The organism is Bacillus bingmayongensis (genome assembly GCF_000299035.1).
Lineage (GTDB): Bacteria > Bacillota > Bacilli > Bacillales > Bacillaceae_G > Bacillus_A > Bacillus_A bingmayongensis.
This window is the reverse complement of sequence record NZ_AKCS01000005.1, coordinates 295614-308597: the sequence shown is the minus strand read 5'-3', so window position 1 is coordinate 308597 and position 12984 is coordinate 295614. Positions and strand designations below refer to the sequence as shown.

Genomic DNA, 12984 nt, shown 5'->3' with positions numbered 1-12984 from the left:
TAATGAATTTGAAGCTGAATCCGAAAATTGTTGTTAGTGTTGTATATGTAACTGCTATGTTTATGGCTGCTATGGATGCAACGATTGTAAATGTAGCTCTGCAAACGATTAGTCATGAACTACAAGTTCCGCCTTCAGCAATGGGGACAGTCAATGTTGGATACTTAGTAAGTCTTGCGGTATTTTTACCTATTTCTGGATGGCTTGGAGATCGGTTTGGTACGAAGCGAGTATTCCTAATTGCTCTTTCTGTATTTACAGCTGCTTCCGCGCTATGCGGAATGGCTGATAATATTACTACCTTAAATATATTCCGTATCATACAAGGTGCTGGCGGGGGATTATTGACGCCTGTAGGAATGGCGATGTTATTTCGCACATTTTCACCACAAGAAAGGCCAAAGATTTCTAGGTTCATCGTCTTGCCTATTGCTGTTGCACCAGCAATAGGGCCAATTGTTAGCGGGTTCTTTGTGGAACATATGTCTTGGCGTTGGGCGTTTTATATTAATCTACCGTTTGGAATAGTAGCTTTACTAATTGGAGCGTTATTTTTAGTAGAGCATATTGAAAAAACTGCTGGGCGGTTAGATTTACCTGGTTTTATGCTTTCCGCACCAGGCTTTGCAATGTTCATATATGCGATGAGTCAAGGCCCATCGAAAAGTTGGAGCTCTCCAGAAATAATAGGAACAGGATTAGGTGGGCTTTTGCTTATCACTCTCTTTATTTTTGTAGAACTTCGTGTGAGTCAGCCAATGCTGGATTTACGTTTACTACAAGATCGTCTATTTCGGAATATGAGTCTTATTTCGCTATTTTCAGCTGCTGGATTACTCGGAATGTTATTTGTATTTCCGCTTATGTATCAAAATGTATTGCATGCGTCAGCGCTAGAAACAGGTCTCACTACATTTCCAGAAGCGATTGGACTCATGATTTCTTCACAAATTGTGCCTTGGTCGTATAAAAGACTTGGGCCACGTAAGCTAATTTCTATTGGATTGTTGTGCTCGGCGATAATATTTGTTTTGTTAAGTTTCGTGAATCAAGAGACAAGCTCTTGGATAATTCGAATGTTACTATTCGGCATAGGATTTTTCCTAGGTCATTCTGTAGGAGCTGTTCAATTTTCAGCTTTTAATACTATTCATCCGTCTTCAATGGGGAGAGCGACAACTATTTTTAATGTGCAAAATCGATTAGGTTCTGCCATCGGTGTTGCGATTCTTGCAAGTTTTCTAGCTGCTTTTGGAAATAATGATGTAAGTGAAGCAGGAAATGAGAGTGCTAGTATTGTAGCGTATCAAATCGCCTTGCTTGGTGCAGCTGTATTTCTATGCATTGCATTATTGTTTGCATTACGTATTCGTGATACGGCTGCAATAGCTACACCAAAGAAAAAAATGTCAGTCCAATCAAATGAAGATCATTCAAAAGCAGTTGCAGGTGAATAACGGAGGAAGAACATACCCAGATATAATAATAAATCTGGGTATGTTCCTCTATTACAATACCAATGATAAAAAGTTACAAGAGAAATGCTAATGGAGATATTTGTCGAAAGACTGAATAGATTCCATACTTTTCTTAGTATGAGATATGGGTTATGAAAAGGGGAGAATTTTTATGAGAGATTGGGAGATTGTAGATTCAGTACCAGAGCTAAGAAGTAATCAATGTCAAGTATGGTGGGCACGAATTTCAGACTTACAATCGTGGCATTATAGTTTATTAAATGAAACGGAGCGTGAAAAAGCAAATTTATTTCATCATTCCAAGGACCGAGCAAGATTTATTATTGGATGTGCAATTAGTCGATTGGTACTGGGAAAACTGCTCGCAATGTCCCCGCTTCATATACCAATAGATCGAACCTGTTCAGTTTGTAAGTTAGCTCATGGACGCCCGCAATTACCTGTAGGTATGCCGCAGCTATCTGTATCACATTCAGGAGACAGAGTGACTGTCGCATTTACAACATCTACACCAATCGGCATAGATGTAGAACAAATAAATTCTAATATTGATGTACTTAAAATGGCAGTAGGAGTATTAACAGATATAGAAACTGCTCAGTTAATGCAACTGCCAGTTGAAAGACAAATTGAAGGGTTTTTAACCTATTGGACACAGAAGGAAGCTATACTTAAGGCGACTGGAGAAGGGTTAATGATATCACCTTCTAATCTAACTGTATCAACTCCAGATAATTTACCGAAACTACTTGTTTTTCAGGATAAGCCACAGCTTGTTGAGACTACAACTTTGATGAATTTGCAGCCTGGATCAGGATATATTGCTTCAATAGCTTTTTTAAACAAAGATGTATCAGAAATGAGGCAGTTTAATGCAGGAACACTTTTGCAAAGTAGTAGATTTCTCACACATTAATGAGCAGTAACTGATTAGTTGATGGAAGTGTGTATCGATAATAGAACCGATACCTACTATGATCATTTTCATATGAAGTAATTTTAGGAATATGTTCGTCTGATTGACTGCTAGATTATATAAATATAGAAGAGGTGTTAGTCATGTTAGTAGTGGAAAATAAAAAAAGAGAATTGGCTGATGCTACAGCAGTTAAAGTTGTGAAAGATTTAATATTTTCTAAAGAAAAGTCATCTATTGCTTCTTTAGAAAATATTGTGAAAGATACAATTCAGTTCAATGTTGTGGAACAAGAAATGTTAGATCGAAAATATATTCCAAAAGAAGTAAAAAGTTTTTTTGATAAAAATGGAACATTTCTTTATCGAATTTCATCCATTAGTTACAAAGGAAAGGTGTTATCTGAAAATCTAATTTTTGTCGATACTTCACTTTTACCGAGTGGAATTGTAAAAGAATTAGAAACTGGAAACATCCCTATTGAAAAATTAATAGAGAGAATGGACGTAAGAAAAAATATGTTATATCAAGGATATCAGCCTTCCGGAAATATTATTGAGCTGTTTGATGGCTGCTTATTACAATCTAGTATATATCCTACGAGAAAATATCAAATTGTAAGTAATTGTAGATGTGTATTTTATATTTGTGAAGTATATCATGCGGATAATATATATGAAGTAATGAGATGAATATCAGTAAAATAATAATACCCCAGCCTTGTCTAGGCTGGGGTATTATTATTTTACTGCTTCTTTTAATTCCTTTCCTGCTTTAAAGGCTGGAACTTTTCCAGCTGCAATTTGAATTTCTTCACCTGTTTGAGGGTTTCGCCCTGTACGAGCAGCTCTTTCACGTACCTCAAATGTTCCAAAACCAATAAGTTGTACCTTGTCACCTGTCTGTAAAGCGTTTGTAATGGCATCAAATACAGATTGAACAGCTACTGAAGCTTCTTTTTGTGAGATATCGGCTGTTTGAGCCACATTTTTAATTAATTCAGTTTTGTTCATGTTTTCACCTCATATTAATTTTTTGTCTAGGTTTGTTAGTATAATGAATAATAGAATGGAGAAATATTTATTAATGTAAAAGATTGGTAGGGTCGTATTGTTATCTTATATTTCGGTGAAAGAGTCGGAATCCCTGCAAAGTATAGTGGAATTTATTTTTATTGCTCTTTGAAAAAGGAAGGATTTATATAGATTATAATAAATTCGATATATAAAATAGAAGTGAGGGGGGAATTCGATTATGATTATTCGCACAAAACCAGAAGAAATCATATTAATTCGACAGCATGACCATGGATTTTTGGCGGGAGAATTTGCAAAAAATTTTAGAAAAGATGTATTTGAAGACAAAACATATTTAAAAGATTGTATTGATGCGATTTATGAACATGATAGAGGATGGATTGGCTTAGATAAAACACCAATTTGGAATGATGCTAAAAATTCACCTTATACGTTTATGGATTGTCCGAGTTCATTAAGGTTTGTTTTTTATACTTTAGGTCTTGATGAGATTGAAAATTCAAATCCTTACGGTGCTGCACTTTGTAGTAAACATTTCATATCATTTCCTCTTAATCAAGAAGATCAGGAAATGGTAGCGTTTTATAAGCAGGAATTAAATCGCCAAAAGCAATTTTTGAAAACGTTAACAAAGACGCAGTATGCCATGTTTGATAAGCACTATAAACTTTTGAAATTTTGCGATGAACTATCTTTATATGCTTGTATGAATGAACCTGGTATAACGAAAAAAGAAGAAATTGATTTATTTAAAGGCAGATTTGAAGGAACTGAGATTTTTAACAAAGGTACCAACGAACCGTTAACAGCAGAGTGGATAGATAAAAAAAAGATTCGAATCACACCATTTCCTTTTGAAATAGAATTTAAGACATATGTAAGTTATAAACCTATACAAAAGAATTTAATAGAAGAAATTGGTATTGTTAAAGCGGATGAAAAAACAGAATTTAAGGAACTAGAATTATATTTTGTGAGGTAAGTATGTGGTTGTGTAAATATAAGGAAAAGAGGAATGTAATATGAAACAAAGTATGATAAAACAATTTGATTATCATGTATGGGCAAATAAAAGAATATTTGAACGACTAAAGGAACTCCCAAAGGATGTGTATAATCAAGAAGTTCAAAGTGTGTTTCCTTCTATAGCAAAGGCACTGATTCATATTTATGTGGTTGATTGTGTATGGCTAAATGTTTTAAGTGGCAAAAGTATGACTGTAGCGCTAAAAATAGGAGAACAACTACAAGAACAAGTAGAAACCAAAACAATGAATGAATTGGAAAATATGTTCCAAAATGTAATGCAGCAATATAAAGTGTTTTTGGATAAACAAAAAGATATCAATGAAGTAGTTATACTTGATAATCCATACGCTGGAAGATTGGAAACATCTGTTTCCGAATTAGTGCAGCATGTTGTAAATCATGGAACATATCATAGAGGGAATATAACAGCTATGTTGAGGCAGCTAGGTTATCCATCTTCTATGACGGACTTTGTATTTTATTTACATGTAGAACAAAAATCTTAATGAAGAAAATGAGAGCTTAGTATTCAAATACATTGAGAATAGAAGGAGAGGAGAGGAAAGAAATGTATAAAGCATGCAGTAGCGAACATTTTACAATTGAGAAATTAAAAGATGGTATTTACGCGGCAATTGCGAAAGAAGGAGGAGGTTCTTTAGCTAATGCGGGTTTTATAAATATGGGGGATCAAACCATCATTTTTGATACATTTAATACACAACAAGCAGCTGCAGATTTAAAAGAGATAGCAGAAAAGATAACAGGTCACTCTATATCATGGGTTATTAACAGTCATTGGCACGGAGACCATATTCGTGGAAATCAAGTTTTTAAAAATTGTAATATCATATCTAGTTATAAAACATACGAGCAAATGGCAGAAATTCATCCTTCCAGAATTGATAAACAGAAACAAGACATAGAAGGTTTACATACATATATACAATCCCTACAAGATCAATTCGCTCAAAAGAATGATGAAAGCTTACGAAAGCAGATTTCATTCTTGAATCAGTTAGCGATTTCATTACCTACACTGCAACTTATATTACCTCAATATTCTTTCCAAAATGAATTTACTATACATGGTTCGAAGAGAACCGCAAAATTGATTACGTTAGGTGGAGGCCATTCCGTTTGTGATACGATTCTTTACTTACCTAAAGAGAAGGTTTGTTTTATGGGTGATTTGTTATTTGTGAAATCACATCCTACTTTTTTTGAAGAATCTAATCTTCAAGAATGGAAGCGTATGTTAGAAATGATTGAGGAATTTGAAATTGATAAAGCAGTGCCAGGACATGGGCCTGTAGGTGTAAAAACAGACTTGAGAAAAGTAATAGAATACATTGAAGAATTAACAGTTTTAGTTAGAGAGAATACAAATATTGATGAGGTCAAATGTCCGAGTGCATATATAAATTGGTATGCTCCTGAAGTATTTACATCAAACTTAAAGCATGTAAAGAAAGGAATGGAATTATCAATTTTGTAAAGAAATGTTACGAAGTAAAAAGATTATATAAAAACTAATAAAGGGTATCCCATATAAAAATGGGATACCCTTTGCTTAAAAATTTTATTAACTTGCAATTTTTTTATTTGATGTTTTAAACTTTTCGGATTGTAAGAATCGATTTGTTTCTGCTACCACAATACTGCTTAATCCAATTAGACCAATCAAGTTTGGAATGGCCATAAGTCCATTTGCGATATCAGCAAATGTCCACACGATTCCGAGCTTTAAGTTGGCACCAATTGCGATCATTAAAATGAAGATAGCTTTATAATATCGTACGGCACCTTGTCCAAATAAATAAGCTACACATTTTTCACCATAATATGACCACCCTAAAATAGTGGAGTAGGCAAATAGAATGATTGCAATACCAAGAATCATGCTACCAGTGCTACCAAATACAGATTGGAAAGCGAGTGTTGTTGCTTCCACACCAGTTTTTCCAGATTTCCATGCACCTGTAGTAATTAGTACTAAACCAGTAATTGTACAAACAATAAATGTATCAAGGAAAGTTCCTGTCATTGACACAAGAGCTTGTTTTGCGGGTGAATCTGTTTTTGCAGCAGCAGCGGCAATTGGAGCGCTTCCTAAGCCAGCTTCATTGGCGAATACTCCACGTGCCATCCCGATTTGAATAGCAGAAGCAACTGTTGCACCAATAAAACCACCAGCAGCGGCAGTACCTTGAAACGCACCAGAAAAAATAAGTGAAAATGCCTCTGGAACTTGATCGAAGTGATAAAAAACAATAATGAGCCCAGAAATTACATAAAAGAAAGCTTTAAGCGGAACGAAAAAACCAGTCACTTTTCCAATCTTTTTCACGCCACCTAAAATAACAATCGCAATTAAGAAAGCCATTAATATACCAGTTAAAGCAGGCGGAAACGAAAAATTGATTCTCATAGCTTCTGCAACGGAATTTGATTGCACCATATTCCCGATTCCAAAAGAAGCGGTTGTCCCAAAAATCGCAAATAAAATAGCGAGCCATTTTTTCCCTAAACCACGTTCTAAGTAATACATTGGGCCACCAGAATATTCCCCATTTTCATTACTTACACGGTATTTTACCGCAAGAATAGCTTCTGCATATTTTGTTGCCATACCAAACAAGGCAGTAATCCACATCCAAAATATTGCTCCTGGACCACCGATTGTAACAGCAGTTGCGACACCAGCTATATTTCCCATTCCGATGGTTGCGGCCATGGCTGTCATTAGTGCTTGGAAATGACTAATATCTCCGGAAGAAGACGCATCTTCTGATTTTTTAAATGCTAGTTTGTGAGCATATAATAGTTTACGAAACTGTAAACCTTTTAGGCGTACTGTGAGAATGATTCCAGTTCCGACTAGAAGGAATAAGGTTGGTAATCCCCATACGTAGTGATTAATTTGTTCTAATACTTTACTTACTGTCTCCATCTCTATTCTCCTTTTAGAAAAAATAAAAAACCACTTCACATAAATGAAATGGTCTCTGGAGAAACAAGGAATAGAAAAATAAACCGATACAAATCGGCGTTTTCTTTCGCTTGTCTCTGTCCTTTTACCTGAGAGATTATCCGCTAATACAGCGGATTTGCTCCTTCGGTGCTCTTTTTCCTCCGCGCTATATAGAAGCGAGAGGGAGTCTCTCCAGAGATTCGTCCCCATGCAGTTCTACTTATAATCAAGACCTGAGAGTTTCAAAGCTGAGTCATCAACTTTTTGCCCCGTCGGTAGATCAATTGATCTTCTCCTGAATGGTTCATCCGAATTATGTGGTTAAAAAATTAATTATATTGATATGAAATGGTTTTTACATAATCAATAAACAACATTATAGGTTCCTTGTAAACGAATTGCAATCATTTTTTATTGGAAAATAATTTTTAAGAAAAGATTTTTAATTGTACTGCTTAAAATGAAAGGGATAAAATAATGAAATTATTTCTGTGTAACCCCTAATATTTCTTCTATTTCATTTAAAGTGGATAACGCGATTACAATATGTTGGTCGGCAAGTCCTAAAGATTCTTTTGCGTTATGTATACTTTGGTCCAATGGTGTACCATTTTTAAAACTTTGTATAACAGATAAAGTAGCATTTTCCATACAATTTGAAGCAGCAATAAATTCTTTTCTAAAGCTATTCATTTTCTTTTTTAAATCAGGATCATTCATGTTGTTTTCAGCGTTAAAAGCATCCATTTTTTTAGCTAGTTCATTATAATGATTAGCTACATTGTTCATTTTATCTAGTGATTCAGCTGTATTTATGTTGCTTGGATTTAAATTTATTTCAGTCCATGCTGGTAGCCATTCTTGCTCGATAATATTATCGTATTTTGTAGTAAGAAAATCGATTTGAGATTTTAATTCTTGTTGATAGATTTTTTTATCGACAGGTTCTTTAGTAGTTTGTATTTTTGTCTCTTTCGTGTAGTTCAAAAAAATAATGGCCGCAATGCTTGCGATAATCAGTATGCTAAAAAGCCAAAACCACCATTTTTTATGAAACGATTTTCTCATTGGATATTTCCTCCTAATATGCAAAAAACAAGATGTATTAATCTATAATAACAAGTTACACATTCGGAAATTGTTTTATTTTGTCGAAAAAAAGAAAAGTTTTTAAGAAATAATAATCAAACTTTTGTATATGTGCTGAATCGGTTGCTAAAAATTATAGATTTATTATGAAATACTCTTTTTATCCCGCTATTTGTGGTCAGTAAGACCCCCACCTCAAAATTCAGCAAGAGCAAAGAAGTTAGGTGGTGGGGCGGGCTGCCCGTAAAAGCCCGATTGGTGCGGGCTGATTAAAGTTTCACTTTATTGAATCATGTAGTAAATGTAAACACTGTTACAATTGTATCAAAATAGATGGTTTTTTGAATTTTTTATTCTGAATTTTTTGATTTATAACTCATTTCTATATAACATGGAAGTAACACTTTATATAGAAATGAGTTGATAGATTGTCAATTATAAAAAAAATAGGTCGTTTTTGTCCTGTGGATGATACGGGATACATTATAAATGATTCACACATTAATAAAATTCAGTCTGTTTTTCTGGAGGTAATACAAGAAGTAAAGGATACGTGTTTTCAATCGTTACAGGATGATTTGCATAGTATTTACATTAGAGGCTCTATTCCAAGAGGGATTGGAATAGAGGGGATTGCAGATATAGATACGATTATATTAGTTCGAAAAGCTCCTGAAGAAATAAATTTGGAATGGAGTGAAAATATAGAGCAACAACTTCTGCAAAAATTTAATAGTATATCTGGAGTAGAATTAAGTTTTTATGATGTAGAAGAAGTGATACATTCTGCTTATTTTTCTTTTATTAGTTTTATGATTCAGACACACGGGGTATGTATCTTCGGTGAAGATATAAGGCCACGTTTGACTAAATATAAAGTAAGTAAAGAATTGGCGTATGAACATCTTATTCATTTACAGGCACAAATCGAGCAGGCACGTGAAGAGTTAATTCATAATGAAGGTAGGGAGGATATAAAAGATTGTTGTCGCTGGATTATGAAGATAGTAGTCAGAGCGGGTTTAGCACTAACAATTGATAGGGAAGGACTTTATTCCAGAGACTTATATCCAGCATATGAGTTGTTTAGTAAGCACTTTCCAGAGCAAGAACGAAATATGAGGAAAGCGCTGCAATATGCAGTTAATCCTATAGGTGAAATAATAGAAATTTTAACGTTTTTAAATAATTTTGGAAGTTGGATGATAAAAGAAGCGGACCATTATTTAAATAATAGTGAATTTAGTCAAATATAATTTTATTATGTAAACAAAAGATTCCATTTTTTAAGTTATAGGTGAGGGAGAAGTGAGAAAGGTGGATTTCTATATTGTTGATGTCTTTTCACAAGGGAAGTATACAGGGAATCAACTTGCAGTATTTGTAAATGATCATCAAATTTCAAATAAGGAAATGCAGTTAATAGCGAAAGAGATGGACTATGCTGAAACAACGTTTATTCTCTCAAAAGAACAGAGAAACGGAGGGTATGATGTACTCATTTTTACACCAAATGAAGAAATACCTTTTGCTGGACATCCTGCATTAGGAACAGCTTTTGTACTCAAAGAAGCAATTCTTCAAAATGATACGCTTGAAAATATTCTATTACATTTCCAAGGTGGTTCTGTAGAGGTTACTTTTCATGACGAGGAAAATGTGCTGTGGATGCAGCAAAATGAGCCTGAATTTGGAGAGAAGTTGGATAGACATGTAGTTGCAGATGTACTAAATATTGATATTTCTCAAATAGACCTTCGATATCCAATTCAAGAAGTATCAACAGGTTTACCAGTTATTCTTGTGCCGTTAAAATCGTTAGCTGCTGTAAAAGAAGTTCAAATAAATAAGGAAAAATATTTTAAGCTAATCGAAAAGAGAGAGGCAAAAGGAATTATGGTATTTACTTCTGAAACGTATGAAGAAGTAAATGATCTGAATGTCCGTGATTTTGCAGAGTACTATGGTATTCCGGAAGATGCAGCAACTGGTAGCTCTAATGGATGTTTAGCAACATATTTAATAAAACATCGGTATTTTGACAAAAAGAAAATAAATTTGCGTGTTGAACAAGGATATGAGATAAAACGACCTTCATTATTACATATTCGGGCAGAAGAAATAGAAGATGTAATTGATGTTTTTGTAGGTGGAGAAGTAACAAGCATTGCAAAAGGGACATGGAATGTATAGTAAGGGGGAGCAGTATGTTATTAAAAACGATATTTTGTCAGGTAGAAAAAGAAAAAAAGGGTTTGTTTTCAGAGGCGCAAGAGAAATGGAGAGATTTACAAAATCTAGAGGGATTTCATGGACAATTTGGAGGCTGGAATGAAGATGAGGCCTGTGTGTTTACCGTATGGGAAAACATGAATACATATCAAAAATTTATGAATGAAATGCACGATCCAATTTTTCATAATAGCAATCAAAAGGATACGTATTTATCTTGTGAAGTAGAGTTGTTTCAAACGTTATTTGATATGAAAGCTACTTCATTTACGGATGTACTTACAAAAAATCTATTTGTCAGAGCTGCAGTTTGTGATGTGAAAAGAGGAAGGGAACAGCACTTTTTGCATATACAGGAAACAATTTGGAATAAAGGAATGGAAAAATTAGAAGGAATGTTAGGCGGCGTTGTGGGAAGATCTCTTAAAAACTCTAATCGTTATGTCGTTCTTTCTTTTTGGGAAAATGAAATATCACATCAGAGTTATGTGAAAGAAATTTTTCCTGGATTATATGAATTAGCTAATGTAACCGAGGATGTTGAAAATATAAACGGAAAGCAAGTTGCATGTATAAAAGAATGGTCTGTATATGAATTATAAAAAAAGTAAATAAATGATGTATATCTAGGCTAAATGATTTTAGTAGTTATGGTTGTATGAGGTATTAGTTTAAAAGTAGAAGGCGTGCAGTGAATGTATTATTGGTATGTAGTTCAATAAGACGAATTCTTTTCTCTTAAACATGAAAATTATAGAAGACGTCAGATACCCATTCATGTTAATATATTTAAGTTATATTAGGAGGCTTACCCTTTTGTTATTGTACGGTAGAAGCAGTGTGAGCTTGAAATTTTTAGAGAAAAGGATGTGCCTAACTTGCGTATAAATAAATTTATTAGTGAATCTGGAAAAGCATCTAGACGCGGAGCAGATAAATTAATTAATGAAAGAAGAGTAATTATTAACGGAAAGGTTGCAAAAATAGGTGACCAAGTACAACCAGGTGATGACGTGCGAGTAAATGGAGAGCAACTTCGAATTGCTCGAGACCATGTGTATATCGCTTTAAATAAACCAGTAGGTATTACATGTACAAGTGAAAAGGCAGTTAAAGGTAACATTATCGATTTAGTGAATCATCCTTTACGAATTAATCACGTTGGACGTCTTGATAAAGATTCAGACGGTTTAATTTTGTTAACGAATGATGGCGATATTATTAATGAAATTTTACGTGCTGAAAATAAACATGAAAAAGAATATATTGTTTCAGTAGATAAACCGATTACGCCTGAATTTTTAAAACAAATGGCAGCAGGTGTTAAAATTTTAGGAACAAAAACACTTCCTTGTGAAATAACACAGTTATCAAAATATGAATTCCAAATTATTTTAACACAAGGATTGAATCGCCAAATTCGTCGTATGTGTGAAGCTTTAGGTTATCAAGTTTACACATTAAAACGTACGCGAATTATGAATATCCAGTTGAATAATTTACCAGTTGGACAGTGGAGAGATTTAACGAAGAAAGAGAAAAAAAGATTATTTGCAGATTTAAACTACGAACCACAAGATTGGTAAAAAAGATAGGGGAAATCAAAAAACATGAAAATTGTTTTTGGTTTCCCTTTTTTTATTGAACAAAAAATATTTTTTGACACTTGCAAAAATAAAATGAATAAGATATATTAAATAACAATTAATGGATGTATTATAAAAGCAAAGAAAAGGACACGAGTTATTTTTAACGGTTATACAGAGAAGGAAGAAATGCTGAGAACTTCCTAACGCAGTGAAATAACTTACCACCTTAGAGCTGCACTGGGGAAAATAAAAGTATCTAGTGCCGTGTAAGCGACGTTACCGCAAAAGGAGCCATTGTACGATGAAGTATGATGGGAATCTGGGTGGAACCACGAATACAAGCATATTCGTCCCTGTTATTAGGGATGAGTATGCTTTTTTATTTTTAATTTCATAATAAGCGAAGAAAAGGACACGAGTTATTTTTAACGGTTGTACAGAGAGGGAAGGAATGCTGAGAACTTCCTAATGCAGTGAAATAACTTACCACCTTAGAGCTGCACTAGGGAAAATGAAAGTATCTAGTGCCGTGTAAGCGACGTTACCGCAAAAGAAGCCATTGTACGATGAAGTATGATGGGAATCTGGGTGGAACCACGGGTAAAAGCACGCTCGTCCCTATTATTAGGGATGAGTGTGC

Annotated in this window: 13 protein-coding genes, 1 riboswitch and 2 other annotated features; of the genes, 10 read left to right on the top strand and 3 right to left on the bottom strand. The window is 34.1% G+C overall.

Translation table 11 applies throughout. The features are described 5' to 3' along the window. Positions 1-2: 2 nt before the first annotated feature. The 3 genes from Y7E_RS0101720 (at position 3) to Y7E_RS0101710 (ending at position 3086) form a co-directional block, all read left to right on the top strand. Complete coding sequence (locus Y7E_RS0101720; RefSeq protein ID WP_017149591.1) at positions 3-1457, top strand: MDR family MFS transporter; 1455 nt, start codon at positions 3-5, stop codon at positions 1455-1457. Positions 1458-1629: 172 nt separating this feature from the next. Further along, positions 1630-2394 (top strand): 4'-phosphopantetheinyl transferase family protein, encoded by a 765-nt coding sequence (locus Y7E_RS0101715; protein ID WP_017149590.1) that lies wholly within the window; start codon positions 1630-1632, stop codon positions 2392-2394. A gap of 143 nt (positions 2395-2537) precedes the next feature. Further along, the gene (locus tag Y7E_RS0101710; RefSeq protein ID WP_017149589.1) at positions 2538-3086 is read left to right on the top strand and encodes a hypothetical protein; all 549 of its coding nucleotides are present in this window, start codon (positions 2538-2540) and stop codon (positions 3084-3086) included. Positions 3087-3134: 48 nt separating this feature from the next. On the opposite strand, the gene Y7E_RS0101705 is transcribed toward Y7E_RS0101710, so the two are convergent. After that, complete coding sequence (locus Y7E_RS0101705; RefSeq protein WP_017149588.1) at positions 3135-3407, bottom strand: HU family DNA-binding protein; 273 nt, start codon at positions 3405-3407, stop codon at positions 3135-3137. A 241-nt stretch (positions 3408-3648) separates the two neighbouring features. On the opposite strand from Y7E_RS0101705, the gene Y7E_RS0101700 reads away from it, so the two are divergent. The 3 genes from Y7E_RS0101700 to Y7E_RS0101690 all read left to right on the top strand — a co-directional run bounded on the left by Y7E_RS0101700 (position 3649) and on the right by Y7E_RS0101690 (position 5958). After that, entirely contained in the window at positions 3649-4413 is a 765-nt protein-coding gene (locus Y7E_RS0101700) for a DUF3891 family protein (protein ID WP_017149587.1), read from the top strand. 40 nt (positions 4414-4453) lie between these two features. Next, positions 4454-4966 (top strand): DinB family protein, encoded by a 513-nt coding sequence (locus Y7E_RS0101695; RefSeq protein WP_017149586.1) that lies wholly within the window; start codon positions 4454-4456, stop codon positions 4964-4966. A 62-nt stretch (positions 4967-5028) separates the two neighbouring features. Then, on the top strand, positions 5029-5958 hold the full coding sequence (locus Y7E_RS0101690; protein WP_017149585.1) for an MBL fold metallo-hydrolase: 930 nt from the start codon (positions 5029-5031) through the stop codon (positions 5956-5958). A gap of 87 nt (positions 5959-6045) precedes the next feature. On the opposite strand, the gene Y7E_RS0101685 is transcribed toward Y7E_RS0101690, so the two are convergent. Both Y7E_RS0101685 and Y7E_RS0101680 read right to left on the bottom strand, forming a co-directional pair. Further along, a complete protein-coding gene (locus tag Y7E_RS0101685) occupies positions 6046-7413 on the bottom strand; it encodes an alanine/glycine:cation symporter family protein (protein WP_017149584.1) in 1368 nt (455 codons plus the stop codon). Between the two features lie 106 nt (positions 7414-7519). Beyond that, positions 7520-7640, bottom strand: a riboswitch (glycine riboswitch). A 277-nt stretch (positions 7641-7917) separates the two neighbouring features. Next, the gene (locus Y7E_RS0101680) at positions 7918-8502 is read right to left on the bottom strand and encodes a hypothetical protein (RefSeq protein ID WP_017149583.1); all 585 of its coding nucleotides are present in this window, start codon (positions 8500-8502) and stop codon (positions 7918-7920) included. 449 nt (positions 8503-8951) lie between these two features. On the opposite strand from Y7E_RS0101680, the gene Y7E_RS0101675 reads away from it, so the two are divergent. The 4 genes from Y7E_RS0101675 (at position 8952) to rluF (ending at position 12341) form a co-directional block, all read left to right on the top strand. Next, positions 8952-9779 carry a hypothetical protein gene (locus Y7E_RS0101675; protein ID WP_017149582.1) on the top strand — a complete coding sequence of 276 codons (828 nt, stop codon included), beginning with the start codon at positions 8952-8954 and terminating at the stop codon, positions 9777-9779. 52 nt (positions 9780-9831) lie between these two features. Next, entirely contained in the window at positions 9832-10716 is an 885-nt protein-coding gene (locus tag Y7E_RS0101670) for a PhzF family phenazine biosynthesis protein (protein ID WP_026049048.1), read from the top strand. Positions 10717-10730: 14 nt separating this feature from the next. Beyond that, positions 10731-11357: a DUF4937 domain-containing protein gene (locus Y7E_RS0101665; RefSeq protein ID WP_017149580.1), complete on the top strand. Its 627-nt coding sequence runs from the start codon at positions 10731-10733 to the stop codon at positions 11355-11357. Positions 11358-11633: 276 nt separating this feature from the next. Then, positions 11634-12341 carry a 23S rRNA pseudouridine(2604) synthase RluF gene (rluF, locus tag Y7E_RS0101660; RefSeq protein WP_017149579.1) on the top strand — a complete coding sequence of 236 codons (708 nt, stop codon included), beginning with the start codon at positions 11634-11636 and terminating at the stop codon, positions 12339-12341. Positions 12342-12473: 132 nt separating this feature from the next. Then, positions 12474-12702, top strand: a binding site (T-box leader). A 36-nt stretch (positions 12703-12738) separates the two neighbouring features. Next, positions 12739-12967: a binding site (T-box leader), on the top strand. The last annotated feature ends 17 nt before the right edge of the window (positions 12968-12984 follow it).

What these genes read in the sequence shown, in the direction of transcription:
- Y7E_RS0101715 (WP_017149590.1), top strand. Translation starts at nt 1,630, where the DNA reads ATGAGAGATTGGGAGATTGTAGATTCAGTACCAGAGCTAAGAAGTAAT.
- Y7E_RS0101690 (WP_017149585.1), top strand. Translation starts at nt 5,029, where the DNA reads ATGTATAAAGCATGCAGTAGCGAACATTTTACAATTGAGAAATTAAAA.
- Y7E_RS0101685 (WP_017149584.1), bottom strand. Translation starts at nt 7,413, where the DNA reads ATGGAGACAGTAAGTAAAGTATTAGAACAAATTAATCACTACGTATGG.
- Y7E_RS0101700 (WP_017149587.1), top strand. Translation starts at nt 3,649, where the DNA reads ATGATTATTCGCACAAAACCAGAAGAAATCATATTAATTCGACAGCAT.
- Y7E_RS0101680 (WP_017149583.1), bottom strand. Translation starts at nt 8,502, where the DNA reads ATGAGAAAATCGTTTCATAAAAAATGGTGGTTTTGGCTTTTTAGCATA.
- Y7E_RS0101720 (WP_017149591.1), top strand. Translation starts at nt 3, where the DNA reads ATGAATTTGAAGCTGAATCCGAAAATTGTTGTTAGTGTTGTATATGTA.
- Y7E_RS0101710 (WP_017149589.1), top strand. Translation starts at nt 2,538, where the DNA reads ATGTTAGTAGTGGAAAATAAAAAAAGAGAATTGGCTGATGCTACAGCA.
- Y7E_RS0101695 (WP_017149586.1), top strand. Translation starts at nt 4,454, where the DNA reads ATGAAACAAAGTATGATAAAACAATTTGATTATCATGTATGGGCAAAT.
- Y7E_RS0101705 (WP_017149588.1), bottom strand. Translation starts at nt 3,407, where the DNA reads ATGAACAAAACTGAATTAATTAAAAATGTGGCTCAAACAGCCGATATC.
- Y7E_RS0101665 (WP_017149580.1), top strand. Translation starts at nt 10,731, where the DNA reads ATGTTATTAAAAACGATATTTTGTCAGGTAGAAAAAGAAAAAAAGGGT.